The organism is Aeromonas sp., assembly GCF_050252055.1.
Taxonomy (GTDB): Bacteria; Pseudomonadota; Gammaproteobacteria; order Enterobacterales; family Aeromonadaceae; genus Aeromonas; species Aeromonas caviae.
Genome location: NZ_JBFWLQ010000003.1, coordinates 287,434 through 310,961, shown reverse-complemented (window position 1 = coordinate 310,961; position 23,528 = coordinate 287,434). Strand labels below are relative to the sequence as shown.

Annotated in this window: 20 protein-coding genes and 1 other RNA gene; 14 read left to right on the top strand and 7 right to left on the bottom strand. The window is 63.5% G+C overall.

Going from position 1 to position 23,528, the window contains the following annotated elements:
• Positions 1 to 55 precede the first annotated feature (55 nt).
• From AB7E19_RS07480 to emrD, 5 genes are all read left to right on the top strand, one after another.
• Positions 56 to 1,582: an ABC transporter substrate-binding protein gene (locus AB7E19_RS07480; RefSeq protein ID WP_322130860.1), complete on the top strand. Its 1,527-nt coding sequence runs from the start codon at positions 56 to 58 to the stop codon at positions 1,580 to 1,582.
• Positions 1,579 to 2,541 (top strand): ABC transporter permease, encoded by a 963-nt coding sequence (locus AB7E19_RS07475; RefSeq protein ID WP_039038749.1) that lies wholly within the window; start codon positions 1,579 to 1,581, stop codon positions 2,539 to 2,541. Before AB7E19_RS07480 ends, AB7E19_RS07475 begins: the two co-directional genes overlap by 4 nt.
• A gap of 2 nt (positions 2,542 to 2,543) precedes the next feature.
• Positions 2,544 to 3,350 carry an ABC transporter permease gene (locus tag AB7E19_RS07470; RefSeq protein ID WP_010675089.1) on the top strand — a complete coding sequence of 269 codons (807 nt, stop codon included), beginning with the start codon at positions 2,544 to 2,546 and terminating at the stop codon, positions 3,348 to 3,350.
• The gene (locus tag AB7E19_RS07465) at positions 3,347 to 4,777 is read left to right on the top strand and encodes an ABC transporter ATP-binding protein (protein WP_319886001.1); all 1,431 of its coding nucleotides are present in this window, start codon (positions 3,347 to 3,349) and stop codon (positions 4,775 to 4,777) included. The genes AB7E19_RS07470 and AB7E19_RS07465 overlap by 4 nt, the downstream gene beginning before the upstream one ends.
• A 271-nt stretch (positions 4,778 to 5,048) precedes the next feature.
• Positions 5,049 to 6,248: a multidrug efflux MFS transporter EmrD gene (gene emrD / locus AB7E19_RS07460; RefSeq protein WP_039038746.1), complete on the top strand. Its 1,200-nt coding sequence runs from the start codon at positions 5,049 to 5,051 to the stop codon at positions 6,246 to 6,248.
• A 134-nt stretch (positions 6,249 to 6,382) separates the two neighbouring features.
• Here the strand turns inward: emrD and ssrS are convergent.
• Both ssrS and zapA read right to left on the bottom strand, forming a co-directional pair.
• Positions 6,383 to 6,565, bottom strand: a non-coding RNA gene (ssrS, locus tag AB7E19_RS07455) — 6S RNA.
• A gap of 16 nt (positions 6,566 to 6,581) precedes the next feature.
• Positions 6,582 to 6,914 carry a cell division protein ZapA gene (zapA, locus tag AB7E19_RS07450; protein WP_010675086.1) on the bottom strand — a complete coding sequence of 111 codons (333 nt, stop codon included), beginning with the start codon at positions 6,912 to 6,914 and terminating at the stop codon, positions 6,582 to 6,584.
• Between the two features lie 173 nt (positions 6,915 to 7,087).
• On the opposite strand from zapA, the gene AB7E19_RS07445 reads away from it, so the two are divergent.
• From AB7E19_RS07445 to gcvP, 6 genes are all read left to right on the top strand, one after another.
• Entirely contained in the window at positions 7,088 to 7,657 is a 570-nt protein-coding gene (locus AB7E19_RS07445) for a UPF0149 family protein (RefSeq protein ID WP_042864005.1), read from the top strand.
• Positions 7,658 to 7,844: 187 nt separating this feature from the next.
• A complete protein-coding gene (ubiH, locus tag AB7E19_RS07440; protein WP_214003172.1) occupies positions 7,845 to 9,068 on the top strand; it encodes a 2-octaprenyl-6-methoxyphenyl hydroxylase in 1,224 nt (407 codons plus the stop codon).
• Positions 9,069 to 9,167: 99 nt separating this feature from the next.
• Complete coding sequence (locus AB7E19_RS07435) at positions 9,168 to 10,388, top strand: FAD-dependent 2-octaprenylphenol hydroxylase (protein ID WP_201997069.1); 1,221 nt, start codon at positions 9,168 to 9,170, stop codon at positions 10,386 to 10,388.
• Positions 10,389 to 10,769: 381 nt separating this feature from the next.
• Complete coding sequence (gcvT, locus tag AB7E19_RS07430) at positions 10,770 to 11,867, top strand: glycine cleavage system aminomethyltransferase GcvT (protein ID WP_010675082.1); 1,098 nt, start codon at positions 10,770 to 10,772, stop codon at positions 11,865 to 11,867.
• A 76-nt stretch (positions 11,868 to 11,943) separates the two neighbouring features.
• Positions 11,944 to 12,333 carry a glycine cleavage system protein GcvH gene (gene gcvH, locus AB7E19_RS07425; protein WP_010675081.1) on the top strand — a complete coding sequence of 130 codons (390 nt, stop codon included), beginning with the start codon at positions 11,944 to 11,946 and terminating at the stop codon, positions 12,331 to 12,333.
• 232 nt (positions 12,334 to 12,565) lie between these two features.
• On the top strand, positions 12,566 to 15,442 hold the full coding sequence (gcvP, locus tag AB7E19_RS07420) for an aminomethyl-transferring glycine dehydrogenase (RefSeq protein WP_322130858.1): 2,877 nt from the start codon (positions 12,566 to 12,568) through the stop codon (positions 15,440 to 15,442).
• Positions 15,443 to 15,527: 85 nt separating this feature from the next.
• Here gcvP and AB7E19_RS07415 read toward each other — a convergent pair whose 3' ends face one another.
• Entirely contained in the window at positions 15,528 to 16,013 is a 486-nt protein-coding gene (locus AB7E19_RS07415; RefSeq protein ID WP_322130857.1) for a VOC family protein, read from the bottom strand.
• Positions 16,014 to 16,241: 228 nt separating this feature from the next.
• Here AB7E19_RS07415 and AB7E19_RS07410 point away from each other — a divergent pair, with 228 nt between their 5' ends.
• The gene (locus tag AB7E19_RS07410; RefSeq protein ID WP_010675078.1) at positions 16,242 to 16,991 is read left to right on the top strand and encodes a class I SAM-dependent methyltransferase; all 750 of its coding nucleotides are present in this window, start codon (positions 16,242 to 16,244) and stop codon (positions 16,989 to 16,991) included.
• A gap of 124 nt (positions 16,992 to 17,115) precedes the next feature.
• On the opposite strand, the gene AB7E19_RS07405 is transcribed toward AB7E19_RS07410, so the two are convergent.
• Positions 17,116 to 17,361 carry a hypothetical protein gene (locus tag AB7E19_RS07405; protein ID WP_201888244.1) on the bottom strand — a complete coding sequence of 82 codons (246 nt, stop codon included), beginning with the start codon at positions 17,359 to 17,361 and terminating at the stop codon, positions 17,116 to 17,118.
• A gap of 116 nt (positions 17,362 to 17,477) precedes the next feature.
• On the opposite strand from AB7E19_RS07405, the gene AB7E19_RS07400 reads away from it, so the two are divergent.
• The gene (locus AB7E19_RS07400) at positions 17,478 to 18,797 is read left to right on the top strand and encodes an MFS transporter (protein ID WP_427934841.1); all 1,320 of its coding nucleotides are present in this window, start codon (positions 17,478 to 17,480) and stop codon (positions 18,795 to 18,797) included.
• 68 nt (positions 18,798 to 18,865) lie between these two features.
• On the opposite strand, the gene ahpF is transcribed toward AB7E19_RS07400, so the two are convergent.
• The 3 genes from ahpF to AB7E19_RS07385 form a co-directional block, all read right to left on the bottom strand.
• On the bottom strand, positions 18,866 to 20,452 hold the full coding sequence (gene ahpF / locus AB7E19_RS07395) for an alkyl hydroperoxide reductase subunit F (protein ID WP_041215014.1): 1,587 nt from the start codon (positions 20,450 to 20,452) through the stop codon (positions 18,866 to 18,868).
• A gap of 142 nt (positions 20,453 to 20,594) precedes the next feature.
• Positions 20,595 to 21,161: an alkyl hydroperoxide reductase subunit C gene (ahpC, locus tag AB7E19_RS07390; protein ID WP_010675074.1), complete on the bottom strand. Its 567-nt coding sequence runs from the start codon at positions 21,159 to 21,161 to the stop codon at positions 20,595 to 20,597.
• 629 nt (positions 21,162 to 21,790) lie between these two features.
• The gene (locus AB7E19_RS07385) at positions 21,791 to 22,237 is read right to left on the bottom strand and encodes a CBS domain-containing protein (protein WP_010675073.1); all 447 of its coding nucleotides are present in this window, start codon (positions 22,235 to 22,237) and stop codon (positions 21,791 to 21,793) included.
• Positions 22,238 to 22,448: 211 nt separating this feature from the next.
• Between AB7E19_RS07385 and queA the strand changes: the two genes are divergently transcribed.
• Positions 22,449 to 23,516: a tRNA preQ1(34) S-adenosylmethionine ribosyltransferase-isomerase QueA gene (queA, locus tag AB7E19_RS07380; RefSeq protein ID WP_010675072.1), complete on the top strand. Its 1,068-nt coding sequence runs from the start codon at positions 22,449 to 22,451 to the stop codon at positions 23,514 to 23,516.
• Positions 23,517 to 23,528 lie beyond the last annotated feature (12 nt).

Here is a 23,528-nt window from a genome sequence, read left to right as displayed (position 1 = left end):
TTATGTTATAACGCCACCATCTTTGGTTGATGAACATGAAGCTTGGATGGAAAGGATGACAAAAAAATGCACCGTAGCCGGGTGGTTCGCCCTGGCTCTGATGGCAGGAACGACTGCAGCCGACGGCAAACCGCTTGCCATGGTGGGGCCCTGGGAGATCCACAGTGTCGACCCCGCCAGCAACGGGGTCTTCTTTACTCGCATGCAGGTGGCGGAGACCCTGGTGGATGTCGATGGGAAAGGCAATCTGCAACCCGGGCTTGCCAGTGAGTGGTCGCGTAGCGATGACGGTCTGCAGTGGCGATTCACGTTGCGCCCCGGGGCCCGTTTTCACGATGGCAGCGAGGTGAGCGCCGAGCAGGCCGCTTTTGCCCTGCAACAGGCCTGGCGCAAGCCCGGCGTGATGACCAGCGCTCCCATTGCGTCCATCGGATCTGGAGATGGCGTCTTGAAGGTCACCCTGAGCGAACCCTTCGCCTCCCTGCCCGCCGTGCTGGCCCACCCCAGCACCCAGATCCTGGCGAAGGCAGCCTACGATGCCAAGGGGGAGGTAACTCAGGTGATAGGCTCTGGCCCCTACCGCATCACCCGCCTGCAACAACCCCAGCGGATAGAGACTGTGCGTTTCGACGGCTGGCAGGGGGCCAGGCCCGCAATCGAGGAGGTCAGCTACCTGACGGTGGGGCGTGCAGAGAGCCGCACCCTGATGGCCGAGAGCGGTCAGGCCGACATCGCCTGGGGGCTGGATCCGGTCAGCATCCGCCGCTTGCAGCAGGCATCACGGGTCTCCATCGCCTCGGTCACCCTGCCACGGACCATCCAGCTCAAGCTCAATGGCGCCGATCCCCGTCTGAGCGATCCGGTGGTGCGCCGTGCCCTGAGTCTCGCCATCGATCGTCGTGGTATGGCAGCCGCCTTGCTGCGGGATCCCGAGATGGCGGCAACCCAGCTCTTTCCCCCCACTCTGGGGGAGTGGCACCAGCTCGGGTTGACGCCGCTAGCCTATGACGTCAAGGCGGCCCGGGCGGCCTTCGCGGCGGCAGGCTGGCAGCCGGGAGAGGACGGTGTGCTGCGCAAGGGGGAAGAGCGCTTCGCCCTGACCTTGCGTACCTTCCCTGACCGTCCGGAGCTGCCGCTCCTCGCCACGGCACTGCAGGCGCAGTGGAAGGCGGTGGGGGTGGATCTCAAGGTGGCGGTGGGCAACTCGAGCGAGATCCCGGCGGGCCATCAGGACGGCTCGCTCCAGCTTGGTCTCTACGCCCGCAATTATGCCCTGGTACCGGATCCCCTGGTCACTTTGCTGGGGGACTTAGCCCCTGCCGGTGCGGACTGGGGGGTGATGAACTGGCACTCCCCGGCCATGACGCAAACGCTGACCCGCCTTGCCACGCAAGCCTTGTCGCCCACAGACGCCGCTGCGGCTCGCCGGGAGATAGCCACGACACTGCAACAGGAGTTGCCGCTCCTGCCCATCGCCTGGTACCGCCAGAGCGCGGCGGTCAGTCGGGGGCTGGAGGGGTTTGAACTCGATCCCCAGGAGCGCAGCTATGGCCTGGACAAGTTGACATGGAGCGCACGATGACAGCGACACCCTTGTCTCGCGTCATGGGGATACTGGGTCAGCGTCTGGTGCAGGCGCTGGTGGTTGCCCTGTTGGTGGCCGGACTCTGTTTTCTGATGGTGCAGTCCCTGCCCGGAGACATCGCCTTTCGCATCGCGGCGGGTCGTTATGGCTATGACTATGTCACCGCCGAGGCGGCCAACGCGGTGCGCAGCGAGCTGGGGCTGGCCGGCTCGGCCCTTGCCCGTTTTGGCGACTGGCTGTGGGCCTTGCTGCAAGGGGATCTCGGCAGCTCCCTGGTGACGGGCGCACCGGTCGCCACCGACGTGGGTCATCACCTGGGCGCCACCCTGACGCTCGCGAGCGCCTCCGTGGTGCTGGCGCTGGTGGTGGCGCTGCCGCTTGGCAGCCTGAGTGCGCTGCGCCCGGGGGGATGGTGTGATCGCCTGACCCTGGGCTGGAGCGTGCTGATGCGTGCGTTGCCCCCCTTCTTGCTCGGCCTGGTGCTCATGGTGATGCTCTCGGTGGAGCTGGGCTGGGTCAGTGCGGCAGGGCACGGGGAGGGGAGCAACCTGCTGCTGCCCGCCCTGACCCTGGGATTGGGGCTCTCCGGCGTGCTCTCCCGGGTGGTGCGTGAAAGCGTGCTCACCGTGGTGCAGTCCGGTTATTACCGATTTGCCCTCACCAAGGGGCTTTCGCCGGCCCGGGTTTTCTGGCGCCACGGTCTGCGCAACACCGGGGTCAGCATCATCGCCTACACCAGCGTGCAGCTGGTGCTGCTCATCGAGGGGGTCGTGGTGGTCGAGAGCCTGTTTGCCTGGCCCGGGATCGGCCATGCGCTGGTGCACGCCATCTTCTGGCGCGACATCCCCATGGTTCAGGGGACCGTGCTGGTGCTGGCGGTGCTCTTCGTGCTGCTCAATACCCTCACCGACCTGCTTTGTCTTGCCATTGACCCCCGTGGTCCCAAGGAGTCCTGATCATGTCGTTGTCTGTCAAAACGGGGCTGGGCCTGCTCCTGCTGGTGGTGCTGTTTGCCCTGCTGGGCCCCGTGCTCTGGCCCGATCCGGCGGCTCAGGATCTGGCACAGTTTCTGGCTGATCCCTCCTGGCAGGAGCCCCTCGGGCGGGATCAGATGGGGCGCAGCCTGATGGCGCGCCTCGCGGCGGCGACCCGGCTCTCCCTGCTGCTGGGACTGCTGTGCGTCATCACGGCGGCGCTGCTGGGGTCATTGCTGGGCTGGCTCTCGGCCTGGCGCGGCGGCTGGGTCGACGGTCTGCTGCGCAGCCTGGCCGACGGCGTGCTGGCCCTGCCAGGCCTGTTGCTGGTGCTGCTCTTCTCCGCCATGGCCCAGGGTGGCTTTGCCATCCTCTATCTCGGGTTGGCCATGGCCCAGTGGGTGGAGTATTACCGGGTGGTGCGTGCCCGCAGCCGGGGGCTGCTCGCCTCGCCCCAGGTGGAGGCGTCCCGTCTGCTGGGATTCGGCCATGCCCATGTGGTGCGGCGCCATCTCTGGCCCGAGCTCGCCCCCCAGTTGCTCACCATGATGGCCTTCGGCCTAGCGGGTGCCATTCTAACCCTCTCTACCCTGGGCTTTGTCGGAGTGGGCATTCAGCCGCCCACGCCGGAGCTGGGGCTGATGATGACGGAGGCACTGCCCCACTATCAGGAGGCTCCCCGTCTGCTACTGGCCCCCATTCTTGTCATGGGGCTGATGTTGCTGGCCCTGGTGCTGCTTCATCAGACGCGCGGCCTTGACATGCCATCTTCACAAGGAGCCACCTCATGACGGCCATTCATATCAAGGGGTTGCAGGTCGATGATGGCCAGAAAACCCTGTTGCAGGCGCTGGATTTCACCATTCATCCCGGCACCGCCCTGACCCTGATCGGGGAGAGCGGTTCGGGCAAATCCCTGTTGGCTCATGCCCTGATGGGCACGTTGCCAGCCCCCCTGACAGGCCGGGGCGAGATGGTGTCGGGTGGCCGCCATCACAACCTGGCCGACACGCCTCGCCTGCGCACTCTCTGGGGGCGGGAGCTGGCGATGCTGCCCCAGGAGCCGGTGCTGGCGCTGGATCCCACCATGGGGTTGCTTGCCCAGGTGGAGGAAGGGTGGCTGCCAGGGGGCAAGGAGGCCCGATCGCGGGCCCGCGCCGCCCTCGAGCGGCTTGGACTGGCCGGGCGGGAGGGCGCCTTTGTACACCAGCTCTCGGGAGGCATGGCCCAGCGCGCGGCCTTTGCCGCCGCCACCCTGGGGGAGGCCCGTCTGCTGGTGGCCGACGAGCCCACCAAGGGGCTCGACAGCCGGGCCGCAGCCAGGCTGGGTGCCTTGTTGCTGGGCTACCTGGCCCGTGGACGCCATCTGCTGACCATCACCCATGATCTCTCCCTGGCTCGCGCATTGGGGGGCTGGGTGCTGGTGGTCAAGGGAGGAGAGATCGTGGAGCAGGGGCCCGCCGAGCGTGTGCTGCACACGCCATCCCATGCCTATACCCGGGCCCTGCTGGCGGCGGAGCCCTCCGCCTGGCCCGAGGCGGCCGTCCCTCCCACCGGTGACTGGCTCATCCGCGGGAAGGGGCTTGCCATGGGATATGGGGATCAACCCCTGTTCACGGGGCTCGACCTTGCCCTGGCGCAAGGGGAGCGAATGGCCATCATGGCGCCGAGCGGCGCGGGCAAGAGCACCCTCGGCAACGTGCTGCTGGGGTTGCAACGCCCCCTGCAAGGGGAGGTACTGCGCCGGGAAGGGATAGCCCCCTGCCGCTGGCAGAAGCTCTATCAGGATCCGGTGCAGGCCTTTGCCAGCCGGGTACGCCTCGCCACCCAGTTCGATGATGTGCTGCGTCTGCACAGGCTGCCTCGCCATCGGCTTGTCGACTATCTGGCCCGGCTGGGGCTGGATGAACGGCTGCTGACGCGCCTGCCAAACCAGGTCTCGGGAGGGGAGCTGCAGCGGCTGTCGCTTATCCGGGCCCTGCTGCTGCGCCCCGTGCTGCTGTTCGCCGATGAGCCCACGTCCCGGCTCGATCCCCTGAGCCAGCAACAGACCATCGCCTGTCTGCTGGAGGAACTGGGAGAGATAGGCTGCGCCCTGCTGCTGGTGACCCATGACGAGGGGCTGGCCGACAAGGTTGCTCCTCGTTGTCTGAGACTGGGGGAGGCGGGTACCCCCATGTTCGAAGGCGCGTCGGCCGAGGTGAGAAGAGTGGGGTAAAGAGGGGACAGGATGAATCCTTCCCCCATAATGAGATGACAGTGACGGGGCCTTGGGCCCCGTCGCATTAGAAAAACTTGGGTAAGCAGATTATAAAGTTTCGTTCGTTTTTTGTGATATGAATCACTAAGATTGTCGCAAGCCAGAGAGCGTCCTGCTGCTGGCGGGTGCGGGTCCTCCGCCTTGTTCCTCTTCAACGACCTTTGTCAGACACCTCCTGCAGATCCCTGCCCGGAGGGTGGCGGCTTTTTGATTTTTTTCGGACGACAGTATGTATCGGCACAGCTTCTATCCCCTGTTTTTCCTGACCATTCTGATGGTCGCCGTGGGTCAGATGACCCAGACCCTTTATGTGCCCTCCATTCCCATGATGGCGGGGGACTTCCATGTGGCCTCCGGCCAGCTGCAGGCGGTGATGGCCTGCTACCTCATTCCCTACGGCCTCTCCCAGTTCGTTTATGGCCCCTTGTCGGATCGCATCGGTCGTCGCCCTGTGCTCATCATCGGCATGATGATCTTCCTGGTCGGCACCCTCACCATCCAGCTGATCCCGAGCTTCACCGCCCTGCTGGCGGGCAGCCTGATCCAGGGGCTGGGCACCGGGGCGGGGGGCGCCATGAGCCGGACCGTGATGCGCGACCGTTACAGTGGCGCCGAGCTCAACCGTGCCAACAGCCTGGTGAGCATGGGGGTCATCTTCTCCCCCCTGCTGGCACCTGTGCTGGGCGGCTGGCTCACCGAGCTGTTCAACTGGCGTGCCGGCTACTGGTTCCTGTTCGGTTTTGGTGCCCTGACCACCCTGGCGCTGCTGGCCTGGTTTGGGGAGACGCTGCCAGCATCCGCCCGCCAGCATTCGCTGCGGGTGGGCGCCGCCTATCGTCATGTGCTCGGCAACCCGCGCTTTCAGGGCAACCTGCTCTGTCTGATGGCCACCTTTGCCGGCCTCGCGGTGTTCGAGGCGGCGGCCGGGGTGTTGCTGGGGGACGTGCTCAAGCTGAGTGCCCGCACCGTCAGCGTGCTGTTCGTGCTGCCGCTGCCCGGTTATCTGTTCGGCGCCTGGCTTTCCGCCAGACTGAGTTTTCGCCTGAGCCAGGGCAAGCTGATGCGCCTTGGCATCGCCTTCCTGGCCCTGGGGTCGCTCATCATCCTGGTACCCGGGCTGCTCGGCATGGTGAGCGCTGCCTCCCTGGTGGGCGGGGCTGCGGTCTACTTCATTGGCAGCGGCATTCTCTATCCGACCGCCACCTCCTGTGCCATCGAGCCCTTCCCGGGCCAGGCGGGTACCGCGGGAGCCGTGCTCGGGGGCATGCAGAATCTGGGGGCTGGCGTGGTAACCCTGCTGGCCGCCAGCTTCCCGATGACGGGGCAGGTGACCCTGGGGGCCATCATGACGGTGATGGTGCTGATCGTGGCCTTGAGCTTTGTGTGGCTGCGCCACCACGGCGCGCCCCACGAGCAGATGGCCGTCTGACACGGCCAAGAGCCCGCCCCGTTGGCGGGCTTTTTACTGCCTCCTGCCGGGTGGCGAGACGCCGCAGGGGAGTGGAAGGGGGGGGCCGCGCAGGCAAAGAAAAAGCCCGTCGTGATGACGGGCTTTTTTTGGGTAGGTACCCCGGAGATGCCGTTGCCGGTTTGGGCCCTTGAACCGTCGGTTCAAGGCGGAGATCTAATCTGGCCGCAGGCTTCTCGGTCGGGCCGAGCATGCTCAATAGCCAGAAGGCAGACCCCCTGTTTGGTATGAATATCGGCTCGGGGACTTGAACCGGCTGACAAACACTCCAGGGAATTTCAAAACTCGGTGCGATTAGGGCTGTTGCGCCTCTTCGCTGGATTCACCGTATTGTCCGTGCTCGATCAAGGCGGCTTCGATGGTGCGTTGCAGCATCTTGATCCGCTTGTCCATGGTCTCAGAGTATTGGTGGTTTTTCTCTTTTTCAAGGCAGAGCTCATGACAGAAATTGAGCGCTGCCATGACGGCCAGCTGTTCGTTGCTGGAGACCTTGGAACGTTGACGAAGCTCGATGAGCTTGTCGGTCAGCTGGTCGGCGGCCTGGCGCAGGGCATCTTGTTGTCCCAGGGGACAGGACACCTTGTAGGGACGTCCCAGAATGACGATTTCTACGGCCTCTATGCTCATGCCTTCCTCAATACGGCGGGGCTGATTTCCGCCTTTATCCACGTGGACAACTGGGCGGGACTATATAGCGCAGATGCAGAAGTTTCAAGGCCTTGCTGGCTCTGGCAGGGGGAGAATGCTAGGATCTCGGCCATAAATTCTGCATATTTGCCTGAACTTTGAGCGGATCCTAGATGAGCAAAACAAACCCCCTGAAATACGCCGCCGTGGCGGACCTGATGGCACAGCACGACCTCATGGCGACGGCCGTCGAGGCCCATGGCGTGATCTGCGGCCTGGTGTGCGGTGGCGTGGCCCTGGACGACAAAAGCTGGCAGCCCCATTTCAATGATCTGATCAACGACGGTTTCGGCCTGCCGGCACCGGTGCGCCAGGTGATGACCGACCTCTATCACGAGGTGATCGAGAGCCTGATGGCACAAAAGGGCGTCGAGCTGCTGCTGCCAAGCGACGAGGCGCCGCTCGATGAGCGTATCGACTCGCTGGTGGACTGGTCCCAGGCCTTCCTGGCCGGCTTTGGCGTGGTGCAACAGGAGCTCTCCAAGGCATCCGAAGAGCTGCAGGAGATGATTCAGGACATCGCCAGCATCACCCAGGTCTCTGCCGAATTCGATCAGGAAGATGAAGAGAACGAAGCCTCCTTCCTGGTGCTCTACGAACACGTGCGCCTCGGAGTCATGATGGCGTTCGAGGAGTTTGGCAAGCGCCCGGCCGCACCGAGCACGCCGCCGACCCTGCACTGATCTCCCCGCCCACCGGGTCAATGAAAGAGCGCATCACGGCGCTCTTTCTGTTTTACAAGGGGCGAGAGCAGGGGAGGCACTCTGCTAACCCATGGTGCCAAAGCGGTTTTTTGCCCGTGGCTTCGCATCCCGTCCGTCACCTTTGTGGTAGGATTGGCCCACGTTTTTTCGCCTATGCCCTCTTCTCATGTCTCAATCTGATCTGGTTCACGTCGACGTGGCTATCGTCGGCGGTGGTATGAGCGGTGCCGTGCTGGCCCTCTCCCTTGCCGCCCTGAAAGGACAGGATGGCGCCCCCCTGCAGATCCTGCTGCTGGAGGCGAGTGCGCCCGAGCTCAATGCTCATCCCGGTTTCGATGCCCGTGCCATCGCGCTTTCCGCCGGTACCTGCGAGGCGCTGGCCCGTCACGGCCTCTGGCCGCACCTGGCGCCCCACTGCTCCCCCATCACCCATATCCATGTGTCGGATCGGGGCCACTGCGGCCAGACCCGGCTGTCGGCGGCGGAGTATGGTCTACCCGCCCTCGGTCAGGTGATCGAGCTGTCGGCGGCGGGCATCGTGCTGCAAGAGGCGATCGCCGCCTGCCCGCAGATCCGTATGTTGTGCCCGGCCAGGCTTGAGGCCATCGACCCCGACGAGGGGGGAGTGACGCTCGCCCTGGAGGGCGGCACGCGCTACCGCACCCGGCTGCTGGTGGCGGCCGACGGGGGCCACTCCTTCGTGCGCCAACATTTCAAGATGCCGGTCAGTCGCCACGATTATGGTCAGAGCGCCATCATCGCCACCGTCAAGACCGCCGAGGATCCCGCCGGGCGGGCCTTCGAGCGCTTCACCGATGGAGGGCCGCTGGCCCTGCTGCCCATGCAGGACGGCCTCTCTTCTCTGGTGTGGAGCGTGCCGCGGGACGAGGCACAGGGGTTGCTTGCACTGGATGACGCCGCCTTTCTCGCCCGTCTGCAGCAGGCTTTTGGCTGGCGCCTCGGGCGCATCGAGCGTACCGGCGTGCGCCACCTCTATCCGCTGGTGCTGACGGTGGCCGACTACCCGCTGGCCCAGCGCACCGTGCTGGTGGGTAACGCCGCCCACCTGCTGCACCCCATCGCCGGTCAGGGGTTCAACCTCGGCATGCGGGATCTGGATGTGCTGACCCGGACCCTGGCCCGTGCGCTCGCGGCGGGGGAAGACATCGGCGGCTTTGAGGTGCTAAGCGGCTACTGGCAGCAGCGGCGGGACGATCAGGCCCAGACCGTCTGGCTCACGTCCTCCCTGGCCCAGCTCTTCTCAAACCATCACGCTCCCCTGGTGGTGGGCCGCAATCTGGCGCTCTCCCTGATGGGCAGAGTGCCCTGGCTCAAGGCACCGCTCGCCTCCCGCACCCTGGGATTCGTGGACGAGGTGTGCGGCCAATAAGCGCTGTCGCCCCGGCGGCAAAGACGATTTCGAGCAAGAGGCACGCCTGTGGGCGTCGCCTCGCAGATCCTGGCGACCCGCCGGAAAGGACACAAGAGAATGCAGATGCAAGATGTGGATGTGGTGATCGTGGGGGGGGGCATGGTGGGCCTGGGGCTCGCTGCCGCCCTCAAGAACCGGGCGATCAAGGTGGCCATCGTGGAAGGCCGGCTGCCCGATGCAACGCTTGGTGAGACGCCGGACAACAGGGTCAGTGCCCTGAGCCTCGCGAGTCAGCACATCCTGCAAGGGGTCGGCGCCTGGGACGGCATAGTGGCGCGCCGCCTGCAGCCCTATGAGAAGATGCAGGTGTGGGAGCAGGACAGTTTCGGCCACATCGATTTCGATGCTGCCAGCCTGCGTCAGGGGGCCCTTGGCCACATCGTCGAGAACCGGGTGATCCAGCTTGCGCTGCTGGACGCCATCGCGGGGGCCAGCAATATCCAGATGCTGACCCCGGCCCGGGCCACCAGCCTGCAGTGCGGGCCAGCGGGCGCCCTGCTGCTGCTGGAAGATGGCCAGGCCCTCTCGGCCAAGCTGGTGGTGGCCGCCGATGGCGCCCACTCCTGGGTGCGCCGTCAGGCAGACATTCCCCTCACCAGCTGGGATTACGGTCATCACGCCCTGGTGGCGACGGTGCGTTGTGCCGAGCCCCATGAGGCGGTGGCCCGCCAGATCTTCACCCCCGAGGGGCCGCTCGCCTTCCTGCCCCTGTGGCAGCCCGACCTCTGCTCCATCGTGTGGTCTGTGCCCGCGGCCCGCGCCGAGGCGCTCTGCGCCCTGGATGACGACGGCTTCAACCGCCAGCTCACCGCCGCCTTTGATGGGCGTCTCGGGCTGTGCAAGGTGGAGGGGGCTCGCAGCGCCATTCCGCTGACCGCCCGCTACGCCCGCGACTTTGCCCGCGAGCGCCTGGTGCTGGTGGGGGATGCGGCCCACACCATCCACCCGCTGGCGGGGCAGGGGGTGAATCTGGGCTTGCTGGATGCCGCCGCCCTGGCGGAGCAGATCCTCATTCATCACGGCAAGGGCGCGGACATCGGCCTGCTCGCCAACCTGCGGGGCTACGAGCGCTGGCGCAAGAGCGAGGCGGCGCGCATGCTGGCGGCCATGGAGGGGCTCAAGCGACTGTTTGCGGGCAGCAACCCCCTCAAGAAGCTGGTGCGCGGGGTGGGGCTTCGCGCCGTCGACGGTCTTGGCCCCCTCAAGCAGGGCATGATCCGGGCCGCCATGGGGCTGGATGGGGAGCTGCCCACCCTGGCCAAGGGTGAAAAAATCTAATCTTACCCCGGGGTTTTAACAAAAAAACTAATCTGACAGGGCGAGATGCCCCTTCGGGGTGTCAGCCTTTAATGTTGGCGAGAAGCGAAACGTTTTTCTGTAAATTGTGACGGGACGGTAAAAATCAACATTAAATCCCGCAATGGCGCGGTTTTGGCTGTTTTTATCACTGTTTTTGCCTTAGTGTCTGGTGTCAGTGAGTTGGGTGAGGATTAGTTTTTTTTGAGCGGTGCCCCGGCACGCTTGTCATATAATCCGCTCCGTTCAAGGAATCACTCCTGCCCGCCCGGGCGGGAACGAGCACAGAGCTTGTGGTCCGTAGTTCCCGACGAGCCGGGGCGGATTGCGAGTGTTGTCGCGAACGCTTAAGGAAACACAGCGATGATCCAGACTACTGTATTGCATCCGAAACACCTGGAAGCGGGTGCCAAGATGGTGGACTTCCACGGTTGGGAGATGCCCATCAACTACGGTTCCCAGTTGGAAGAGCACCATGTGGTGCGCACCGATGCAGGCATGTTCGATGTCTCCCACATGACCATCGTCGATTTGACCGGCGAGCGGGTCAAAGCCTTCCTGCAACACCTGCTGGCCAACGACGTGGCCAAACTCACCGTCCCCGGCAAGGCCCTCTACAGTGGCATGCTCAATCCGGAAGGCGGCGTCATCGATGACCTCATCACCTATTTCCTGACCGATACCTTCTACCGCCTGGTGGTGAACTCCGCCACCCGCGAGAAGGATCTGGCCTGGATCCGCCATCACGCCATCGACTTTGCCGTGAGCGTGACCGAGCGCCCCGAGCTTGCCATGATCGCGGTGCAGGGCCCCCACGCCAAGGCCAAGGCGGCCAAGGTGTTCACCCCCGAGCAGAATGCGGCGGTCGAAGGCATGAAGCCCTTCTTCGGTGTGCAGGCCGGGGATCTCTTCATCGCCACCACCGGTTACACCGGCGAAGATGGCTACGAGATCGTGGTCCCCCAGGAGAAGGCGTGCGATCTGTGGCAGGCCCTGCTGGACAACGGCGTGGCCCCTTGCGGCCTGGGTGCCCGTGATACCCTGCGCCTGGAAGCGGGCATGAACCTTTACGGTCAGGACATGGACGAGTCAATCTCTCCGCTTGCCGCCAACATGGCCTGGACCCTGGCCTGGGAGCCTGCCTCCCGCCAATTCATCGGCCGCGCCGCCCTGGAAGCCCAGAAGGCCGCCGGCAACCAGCCCAAGCTGGTGGGTCTGGTGATGGAAGAAAAGGGCGTGCTGCGTGCCGGCATGCCGGTCACCTTCACCAGCGAGAGCGGCGAGACACGGGAAGGGGTGATCACCTCCGGCTCCTTCTCGCCCACTCTGGGTTACAGCATTGCCCTGGCGCGGGTGCCCCGTGATATCGGCGAGCAGGCCCAGGTGGAGATCCGCAAGAAGCAGGTCACCGTGAAAGTCACCAAGCCGGCCTTCGTGCGCAACGGCCAGCCGCTGGTGTAATCATTGATTGCGGCGAGGGTTGACCTTCGCCGCCCCATTTTTGTTGAAGCGATCCAAGAGCATAAAGGAAGCACAAATGAGCCATATCCCGAGCGAACTGAAATATGCCACCTCCCACGAGTGGGTCCGTGTTGAAGCCAACGGCGAAGCCGTGGTCGGCATCACCGAGCACGCCCAGGATCTGCTGGGGGACATGGTGTTCGTCGATCTGCCGGAAGTGGGCAAGCAGGTGAGCGCCGGTGAAGATTGCGCCGTGGCGGAGTCCGTCAAGGCCGCCTCCGACATCTACAGCCCGGTGAGCGGCGAGATCCTGGCCGTCAACGAAGAGCTGGAAGGCAGCCCCGAGCTGGTCAACTCCGACCCCTACGGCGCCGGCTGGCTGTTCCGCATCAAGCTGGACGACGCGGGCGAGCTCGCCAACCTGCTGGATGCCGAAGGCTACCAGAACGTGGTGGACGAAGAGTAATGCCCCCGGGCCCTGCCAACACAGCAGGGCCCACTTGTATGATTGCCATCCTGCGGCCATGGCGGTTGCAGGATCGGCGCAGCCTTTGCGCCTTCGGGATGCCCTTGCCGCATTCCCCGTCTGCCCGCGGCGGACACAGAACATGAGTGGAGTCGGTATCGACCGGCTACAGGAACATCAGGTCTTGGTTGTCAGGATGTCATGCCAGGACCTATTACCAGGAAATAGGGAAATGACCCAGTCACTGTTTGAACTCGAGCAAAAAACCGATTTCATCCGCCGTCACATCGGCCCGGGTGAGGAAGAACTGCGGGCCCTGCTCGCCACCGTGGGTGCCGAGAGTCTGGACGATCTGATTGAGCAGACGGTCCCCGCCGCCATCCGTCGTCCAGGGCCGCTTGGTATCGGCGCCCCCATGACCGAAGTGGAGGCCTTGGCCAAGCTCAAGGGCTATGCGGCCAAGAACCAGATCGCCAAGAGCTACATCGGCATGGGCTACCACGACACCCACGTGCCCCACGTCATCCTGCGCAACGTGCTGGAAAACCCGGGCTGGTACACCGCCTACACCCCCTATCAGCCCGAGCTGGCCCAGGGCCGTCTCGAAGCCCTGCTCAACTTCCAGCAGCTCACCCTGGATCTCACCGGCATGGATCTGGCGAGCGCCTCCCTGCTTGATGAAGCCACCGCCGCCGCCGAAGCCATGGCGCTGGCCAAGCGCATGGCCAAATCCAAATCCAACCTCTTCTTCGTGGCCGACGACGTTCACCCCCAGGTGATCGACGTGGTCAAGGAGCGCGCGGTCCACTTCGGTTTCGATGTGGTGGTCGGCCCTGCGGGCGAGGCCGTGAGCGAAGAGGTGTTCGGTGCCATGTTCCAGTACCCGGGCACCACCGGCAATGTGGCCGATCTGCGTTCCCTCATTGCCGCCGTCCAGGCCCAGAAGGGGCTGGCCTGCGTCGGGACCGACATGCTCTCCCTGCTGCTGCTCAAATCCCCGGGTGAACTGGGTGCCGACGTGGTGTTCGGCAGTGCCCAGCGCTTCGGTGTGCCCATGGGTTACGGTGGCCCCCACGCCGCCTTCTTCGCCACCCGCGACGCCTACAAGCGCTCCATGCCGGGTCGCATCATCGGCGTCTCCAAGGATGCCCGTGGCAAGAGCGCCCTGCGCATGGCCATGCAGACCCGCGAGCAGCACATCCGCCGCGAGAAGGCCAACTCCAACATCTGTACCGCCCAGGTGTTGCTGGCCAACATGGCGAGCTTCTACGCCGTCTACCACGGCCCGGTGGGGCTCAAGACTATCGCCTCCCGCGTGCACCGTCTGACCACCATCCTGGCGCTCGGCCTCACCGCCAAGGGTGTGGCCCTCAAGCACGGAAGCTGGTTCGATACCCTCACAGTACTGACGTCGGACAAGGCTGCACTCATTGCCAAGGCCGAAGGGCTCGGCATCAACCTGCGTGCGGATCTCGATGGTGCGGTCGGTGTGTCCCTCTCTGAAACCACCACCCGAGGCGATGTGGCCGAGCTGTTCGACCTGTTCCTTGGGGCGGGTCACGGCCTCGATGTGGAGGCCCTCGACCAGGCCGCCCAGACTCATCACGCCATTCCGCAGGATCTGCTGCGCACCGACGCCGTGCTGACCCACGAGGTATTCAACAAGTACCACTCCGAGACCGAAATGCTGCGCTACATCCACCGTCTCGAAGCGAAAGATCTGGCCCTGAACTACGCCATGATTTCTCTCGGCTCCTGCACCATGAAGCTCAACGCCACCGCCGAGATGATCCCGGTGACCTGGCCTGAATTCGGCAAGCTGCACCCCTTCGCGCCGCTCAAGCAGACCCAGGGTTACCAGCTGCTGCTGGCAGATCTGGAAGACTGGCTGGTGAAGGTGACCGGCTACGATGCGGTCTGCATGCAGCCCAACTCCGGCGCTCAGGGCGAATACGCGGGCCTCTTGGCCATCAAGAAGTACCACGAGTCCCGCGGCGAGGGGCATCGCGATGTCTGTCTCATCCCGGCCTCTGCCCACGGCACCAACCCGGCTTCTGCCCAGATGGCGGGCCTGAAGGTCATCGTCACCGCCTGTGACAAGGCAGGCAACGTGGATCTGGACGACCTGCGCGCCAAGGCCGCCGAGGTCGGAGACCAGCTCTCCTGCCTGATGGTGACCTACCCCTCCACCCACGGGGTGTACGAGGAGACCATCAAGGAGGTGTGCGACATAGTTCACCAGTATGGTGGTCAGGTGTACCTCGACGGCGCCAACATGAACGCGCAGGTCGGGCTGACGGCGCCAGGCTTTATCGGTGCGGACGTCTCTCACCTCAACCTGCACAAGACCTTCGCCATTCCTCATGGCGGTGGCGGTCCGGGCATGGGTCCCATCGGCGTGAAGAAACACCTGGCACCGTTTGTGGCCGGTCACGCCGTGGTCAAGACCGACAAGGAGAGCCGTGACAACGGCGCCGTGTCTGCCGCCCCGTTCGGCTCGGCCAGCATCCTGCCCATCAGCTGGATGTACATCGCCATGCTGGGGGACGAGGGGCTCAAGAAATCCACCCAGGTCGCCATCCTCAACGCCAACTACCTGGCCAAGAAGCTCGGCGAGTCTTTCCCCGTGCTCTATACAGGTCGCAACGGCCGGGTGGCCCACGAGTGCATCCTGGACATCCGCCCGCTCAAAGAAGCCAGTGGCATCAGCGAGATGGACGTGGCCAAGCGCCTGATGGACTACGGCTTCCACGCGCCGACCATGAGCTTCCCGGTGGCGGGCACCCTGATGGTCGAGCCGACCGAATCCGAATCCAAGCGCGAGCTGGATCGCTTCGTGGAAGCCATGACCGCCATCCGCGCCGAGATTGCCCGGGTACAGGACGGCCACTGGAGCCTTTCCGACAACCCCCTGGTCCATGCGCCGCACACCCAGGACGACGTGATGGATGCAGAGTGGAATCGTGGCTACAGCCGCGCCGAGGCGGTCTTCCCGTCCGACGCGGTGCGCGCCAGCAAGCTGTGGCCGTCGGTCAACCGCATCGACGACGTCTATGGCGATCGCAATCTGTTCTGCTCCTGCGTGCCGACCGAGGATTACGCCAAGTAATCGCGGCGCCGTAAGGCTGACTGCCAATATGCACAAGGCCACCCCCAGGGGTGGCCTTGTTGTGTGTGGCGCCCGTGCGAACGGGCTACTCGCCCCGGCGCGCCGCCTCGATGGTGGCAATGTCAATCTTGTCCATTTGCATCATGGCCTCGAAGGCGCGTCTCGCTGCCTCGGGGTCGGGATCGCTTATCGCCTCGATGAGGACCTGAGGGGTGATCTGCCAGGAGATGCCCCACTTGTCCTGGCACCAGCCGCACTCGCTCGCCTGACCGCCGCTGTCGATGATGGCGTGCCAGTAACGATCCGTCTCGGCTTGGTCCTGGGTTGCCACCTGAAACGAGAACGCCCAGTTGTGGCGGACCCCGGGCCCGCCGTTGAGGCCGAGGCAGGGGATCCCCATCACCCTGAACTCGACCGTCAGCACATCCCCTTCCTTGCCGGCGGGATAGTCGGCCGGGGCCCGGTGTACGGCACCGATGGCGGAGTCGGGGAAGAGGCTGGCGTAAAACCGTGCCGCCTCCTCGGCATCCCCGTCATACCAGAGGCAAATCCTGTTCTTGACTGGTCTCATTGTGTCGCAGCTCCATCCTGGTGTTTGTCCTTCGACGCCCGTGAGCGGGCGCCCCGATGGGTATCCTGCCGCCCGCAGCGCCTGCTGCTTCGCTGGGTGGCAAGCCAGCCTGTACGCCGTTTGCCACCCGCTTGGGGCTTGCATGATGGGGTCAAGTGTAGTGGCATGGGGATCCTGGTCACCAGGCCGGGAGCCGGCATGAAGGCCGCAGCAAGAGAGGAGTCTGCCATGGACAGTACCCAGCGATTCTCGACCCGGGTCGAGGCCTATGTGAAATATCGACCCGGTTATCCCGCCGCCATGCTGGATTTTCTGGCAAGGGAGCTGGCCATGGGGCCAGAGGCCCAGGTGGCGGACATCGGTGCGGGCACCGGCATCCTGACCGCCCTGCTGGCCCCCCGGGTCGCGCGGGTCTGGGCGGTGGAGCCCAACGACGATATGCGGGCAGCCGCCAAACGGCTGCTCGCCCAGGTGGGGAACATCGGCTGGCTGCACGGCAGTGCGGAAGCCACGGGCCTGCCCACGGGGGCGATGGATCTGGTGACGGTCGCCCAGGCGTTTCACTGGTTCGATCGCGCGGCTTTTCGGCAGGAGTGCCAGCGGCTGCTCAAGCCCGGTGGCCAGGTCGCCCTCATCTGGAATGACAGGCTGACGAATACCCCGTTTCTCAAGGCCTATGAAGAGGGGCTGCACGCCTACTCGGGGGATTACGAGGAGGTCAATCATCGCAACCTCGGCGAGGCGGATTTTCGCGCCTTCTTCACCGGGGAGTACCGGCTCGATCGCTTCGAGAACAGCCAGCTGTTCGATCTTGACGGGGTGCTTGGACGGCTCAACTCCTCCTCCTATGCGCCTGTGGCGGGCACGCCGGCCCACGATCAGATGACGGCGCTCGTTCGCCGCGAGTTTGCTCGCCATGCCGTTGACGGCAAGATAGCCTTCAACTATTGCACCCTGGTCTACAGTGGCCGGGTGTAGCACCGTTCAGCGCTGACATCCGCAGTGAAAAGGCCCCCGCCAGTGATGGCGAGGGCCTTGTTTCATTTTGGCGGTCTGTATCCGGGCGATGCGAAAGAGACCGTCGCGCGGCGAAGGGGCGGTATCAGCCCTGATCGATGCCGAGAATGGCCATGGCCTTGGCCAGTGTATCGACCGATTCCTGATGCTTGCCCGCGTTGTGCAAGGTCTCTCCGTCCGCTCTCAACTGTTTTACCTCGGCCAGTTGCTCGGCACTGAGGGCGGGGCCTGCGGCCAGGGCGTCGTCTATCTTCTTCATGTCCATGGGGCAGTGGAAGGCGAGGGCGCTGCCGCAAAAGAACAGGGCGGACAACAACAGCATGAGTCTCATCTTTCGGATCTCCATGTGGGGTTCCCGTCAAGCATAGCCCCGCAGGGGGAGGGCATTCGGGTTGAAGGGGGCGGGAGGCAGGGGCTACCATGACCCTTTTGCTGCGAGGAGGCTCCATGGCACTGACAAGGTTGCTGTCCCCCCTGACCAGTCTGGTGATCTTCATTCTGGGTCACGGTCTGTTCAATACCCTGCTGACGGTGCGTCTCTCCGCCGAGCAGGTGTCCGCCCAGGCCATCGGTCTGGTGTCGGCTGCCTATTTCGGCGGCCTGGTGCTGGGGACCTTCATCAATGCCCGCCTCATCATCCGGGTGGGCCATATCCGGGCCTATGCGGCTTACGCCTCCCTGCTCTGTTTTCTGTTTCTGCTGCACGGCATGGTGGTGGAGCCTGTCACCTGGGCGGCGCTGCGGCTGATCGGGGGGTTTGCCACCGGCGGTCTGTTCGTGGTGCTGGAGTCCTGGATGCTGGTCTCAAGCACCCCTGCGAACCGGGGGCGGTTGATGTCCCTCTACATGATCCTGCTGTACGGCTCACTCGCCCTGGGCCAGCTGCTGCTCAAGCAGGTGGACCCCAAGGTGCTGACGCCGTTCGCCCTGTGCGCCATGGCGGCGACCCTCTCCGTGGTGCCTCTGGCTCTCTCCCGGGTGGCGACGCCGGCCATGGTGGCTCCCCAGCCGGTGGGAGTACTGGAGCTGGTGCGCCTCACTCCGGCGGGAATGGGCAGCAGCTTTACCTCGGGCCTCATCCTCGGGGCCATCTATGGGCTGTTGCCGCTCTATTTCACCGACAGCGGCGCCTCCCTCTCCCAGGTGGCGGACATGATGGCGCTGGTGATCCTGGGGGGGGTGTGTCTGCAATATCCCATCGGGCGTGCATCTGATCGTTACGACAGACGGTTGGTGATCCTGCTGCTCTGCGCCCTGCTGACCCTGATCGCGTTGCTGATGGTGCTGCTGCCGGAGCCCTGGCGCGAGCCAGCCGAGGGGACTCTTGTCTTCCTGCTGGGGGGCATGGCGTTCTCCATCTATCCCTTGAGCCTCAGCCATGCCTGCGATGAACTGTGCCCGGATCAGGTGCTGGGGGCAAACCAGGGGTTGCTGCTTGCCTACAGCCTGGGGGCCATGACGGGTCCGCTGCTGGCCCCCTTTACCATGGCAACGTTCGGACCACAGGGGCTGTTCGTCTACTTTGCCCTGTGCGGTCTGCTGCTGTCGGCCTATCTCGGCTGGCGCAGGCGTAAGCGAGCCCCCATTCCGCTGACGGAGCATCAGGTTTTCATACCTGTGCCCCCCAACACCCCCATGACGGCGGAGCTGGAGCCAAGAACGGATCTGGAAGGGGAGGCAGTGCCGGCGAGCTATGCCGTGCCTGATGCAGAAGAGAGAGCGGTGAGTGAAGAGGGGCAGGAGAGGGACGCGCCGCAGGGGCGCTGAAGGCTGGCGACCCAACGACAGGGATAAAAAAACCGACTCCAGGGAGTCGGTTTTTTGTTGGGCGGTTATCAGGCGGTCACGGCATCGGCCTGGGTAGCTTGTGCTTCCGGCGCCGGGTTGCGAATGAGGTAATCAAACGCACCCAGGGCGGCGGTGGCACCTGCCCCCATGGAGATGATGATCTGCTTGAACGGTACCGTGGTGGCATCCCCTGCGGCATAGACGCCGGGCAGGGAGGTGGCACCCTTGGTGTCGATCTCGATTTCGCCAAAGCGGGTCAGGGCCACTTCGCTCCCCTTGAGGAACTCGGTGTTCGGCACCAGACCGATCTGGACGAAGATGCCGGCCACCGCCAGATGCTTGATCTCGCCGGTAGTGCGATCTTCGTAGTCCATGCCCACCACCTTGCTGCCGTCGCCGATCACTTCGGTGGTGCGGGCGCTCATGATGATGTCGATATTGCCCATGGAACGGGCCTTCTTCTGCAGCACGTCGTCGGCACGCAGGGTATCGGCGAACTCCACCACGGTGACGTGCTCGACGATGCCGGCCAGATCGATGGCCGCCTCGATGCCGGAGTTGCCGCCCCCGATCACCGCCACCCGCTTGCCCTTGAAGAAGGGGCCGTCACAGTGCGGGCAGTAGGCCACGCCCTTGGTACGGTACTCGAGTTCACCCGGCACGTTCAGGTCGCGCCAGCGGGCACCGGTTGCCAGGATCACGGCGCGGCTCTTCAAGGTGGCACCGGAGGCGAGGTCCACGTTGACGTAACCATCCTTGCTGATGGCGGCGGCGCGCTGCTCGGTGATCACTTCCACGCCGTACTGCTTGACGTGCTGCTCCAGGCTGGCGGCCAGCTTGGGGCCCTCGGTGTAGGGCACGGAGATGAAGTTCTCGATGCCGACGGTGTCCATCACCTGGCCACCGAAACGTTCGGCGACAATGGCGGTGCGAATGCCTTTGCGGGCGGCATAGATGGCCGCGGCGGCGCCGGCCGGGCCACCGCCCACCACCAGCACGTCATAAGGCGCTTTTTCGCTCAGCTCTTGCGCCTTGCGCTCGGCAGCGCCGGTGTCGAGTTTGGCGACGATCTCTTCCAGCGAAATACGGCCCTGGCTGAACGGCTGACCGTTCAGGTAGACGTTCGGGACCGCCATGATTTGACGCTCGTTCACCTCATCCTGGAACAGGGCACCATCGATCATGGTGTGGGTGATGCCGGGATTCAGGGTGGACATCAGGTTCAGGGCCTGTACTACGTCCGGACAGTTGTGGCAGGAGAGTGAAATATAGGTCTCGAAGTGGAACTCGCCCTTGAGGTTCTTCACCTGCTCCAGCACGGCCGGATCGGCCTTGGAGGGGTGACCGCCGCTTTGCAGCAGGGCGAGCACCAGGGAGGTGAATTCATGACCCATGGGAATGCCGGCAAAGTGCACGCGCGGGGCCTGGCCCTGGGGCGCGATGCTCATGGAAGGCTTGCGGGCGTTACGACCATCGGTCAGGGAAATTTTGGGGGACATCTCGGCGATCTCGCTGGCCAATGCCAGGAGTTCGGCGGATTTGTCGCTGTCATTGCCGGACACGCTGATCTCGATGGGATTGACGATGTACTGCAAGTAACCGTTGAGTTGTTGTTTGAGGTTGGTATCTAACATGGTCGAATTCCTTCTTGCTGAATGCGGGTCGGCACGATGACCGGATACAGAAAACAGAGGTCCACACAGCAGACCGGCGCATTTTCTGAGGGCCGTAAACAAGACCGGCCCTTGAACGGGCCGGTCTTCAGAGCGGGGAGGCTTAGATTTTGCCTACCAGATCCAGGGACGGGGCCAGGGTGGCGTCGCCTTCTTTCCACTTGGCCGGGCACACTTCACCCGGGTGGGAAGCAACGTACTGGGCAGCCTTGACCTTGCGCAGCAGTTCCAGTGCGTCACGGCCGATGCCGCCAGCGTTGATTTCAACGATCTGGATGACGCCTTGCGGGTCGATGACGAAGGTACCGCGGTCAGCCAGGCCAGCTTCTTCGATCATCACGCCGAAGTTGCGAGTGATGGTGCCGGTGGGGTCGCCGATCATCGGGTACTGGATCTTCTGGATGGTGTCAGAAGTGTCGTGCCAGGCCTTGTGGGTGAAGTGGGTGTCGGTGGAGACGGCGTAGATCTCGACGCCCAGCTTCTGGAATTCGGCGTAGTTGTCGGCCAGGTCGCCCAGCTCGGTCGGGCAGACGAAGGTGAAATCAGCCGGGTAGAAGAACACCACGGACCACTTGCCTTTCAGGTCAGCGTCAGACACCTGAACGAATTTGCCATTGTGGTAGGCGGTGGCGTTGAACGGCTTGATTTCAGTGTTGATGTAGGTAGACATGTATTTGCTCCTTGGTGATGTACATATGCCTGTCTGGTGTTGAAGAGTCGTGCCAGACGAGGCGCTTAACTTTCGATGGAGTCATCATAGTGACTTTTTCTAATCGGTCAAAGCCACAATTTTGAATCACATAAATCTATTTATTAGATAGACCATCACAACTGTACCTAACATGAATATCTCAGGCCTTCGGAGATAACTCATTGTCGAAGTTCAATTTCTGTCCTGCATGTCACATTTTCAAGGGCTGGGCCGGATTTGTTTTCATTGCGTGAGCAGAGAAGGGGGCAGACGAGGCGGCGCAGTAGAAAAAAGAGGGATAAAAAAATCCCGGCGCCGTCGCACAGACAGGGCCGGGTCATCAAACAAGGAATGGCGATAAATATGCTTTACAGCAAAGACTAACTACGGGGTGTGCAAACTTGCAGACATATGAAGAGAAGATGGCGGGTGCACAATCCTCATCTCCTCTTCGGCAACCATTGCATGGTGGGCATCATAGTGTGATGAATGTCACAACGCAAGTTTTGTGGTGTAATTTTACAGTCAAATTGAAAGTGTTTCACTTAAATAGCCGTTAAATTAGGCTGAAAACGCTTTTATTGTAATTTTATTACAGAATTTTAAGATCAAAAGTCGGTTGGGGGCTCCTGCTCCTCCATCAGCTCCAGCAGATTGATGGCCACGGCGATGAAGTCCGACTCGGTGACGATGCCAACCAGCTTGCGCCCCTTGAGTACCGGCAGACAGCCATATTTGTGGCGCTGCAGATACAGGGCCGCCTCCTTGATGCCGGCGTGGGGATCCACGCTCGCCACCTGACGAGTCATGATCTCGTCGAGCTGGACGCTGTCGGTGAACTCCGCCTCCCGCTCGGGGTTGATCAGCAGCAGCTTGGATTCACGGGTGGCCAGGATGTCCGAGAGGGTGACCAGACCAAGCAGATGCTGGTGTTCATCGACGATGGGAACGTGACGGATCCGCTCCTGCTGCATCAGCTCCATCGCCTGCTTGACGCTGTTTTCCGGACCCAGAGTAAAGGGGTGTTCAGTCATGATCTCGGAGAGGGTCATCATGGTGGGCCTCCTTGTGTGTCTGCTTCCACCCTAGCCCAGCCCCCGTCGCCAGAACATGATCGGGGTCAATACAAAACCTTAAAGGTTTTTTAACGGGCCCAGCCTCACAAAATGGCCCGCTATCCCTTGTCTTCCTTGGGTTTTTAGTCTTTTGGGTTGCCTTGGAAGAGGGGGATAACTAGACTAGCCGCCGATTCCCCCGAGGTGAAAGATGCAAGTATCCGATTTTCATTTTGATCTGCCAGACGAGCTGATTGCCCGCTATCCCATGGCGGAGCGTACCGCCAGCCGCCTGCTGCAGCTCGATGGTCAAACCGGCGCCCTGCGCCACGGTCATTTTGTCGATGTGCTTGACCAGCTCAACCCCGGCGATCTGCTGGTGTTCAACAATACCCGGGTCATTCCGGCCCGCATGTTTGGCCAGAAGGCCAGCGGCGGCAAGCTGGAGGTGCTGGTGGAGCGCATTCTGGACGAGCACAGCGTGCTGGCGCACGTCCGCTCGTCCAAGTCCCCCAAGCCAGGTACCCGTCTCCTTCTGGATGGCGGTGCCGACGGTGTGCCCGTCGAGGCCGAGATGCGTGCCCGCCACGACGCTCTGTTCGAGATCCACTTCCTGGACCCGCGCCCTGTGCTGACCATTCTGGATGCCATCGGCCACATGCCGCTGCCCCCTTACATCGACCGTCCCGACGAGGATGCCGACAAGGAGCGCTACCAGACCGTCTACAACCAGAAGCCGGGTGCCGTGGCGGCGCCGACCGCCGGTCTGCACTTCGACGAGCCGCTGCTCGAGCAGATCCGTGCCAAGGGCGTGGAGATGGCCTTCGTGACCCTGCACGTGGGGGCGGGCACCTTCCAGCCGGTGCGCGTCGACAAGATTGAAGATCACCACATGCACTCGGAATACGCCGAAGTGCCCCAGGAGGTGGTGGATGCCATCGCGGCGACCCGCGCCCGCGGCGGTCGGGTGGTTGCGGTGGGCACCACGTCGGTACGATCCCTCGAGAGCGCAGCCAAGGCGACCCTGGCCCAGGGCAAGCCGCTGGCGCCCTTCTTCAATGACACCGACATCTTCATCTTCCCCGGTTACGAGTTCCAGGTGGTCGATGCCATGATCACCAACTTCCACCTGCCCGAATCCACCCTGATCATGCTGGTCAGCGCCTTTGCCGGCTATGACAACGTGATGGCCGCCTATCAGGCCGCCGTGGCGGGACAGTACCGTTTCTTCAGCTACGGGGACGCCATGTTCGTCACCCGTCGCCGGGTGCAGGGTTAAGCCTTGCCCTTC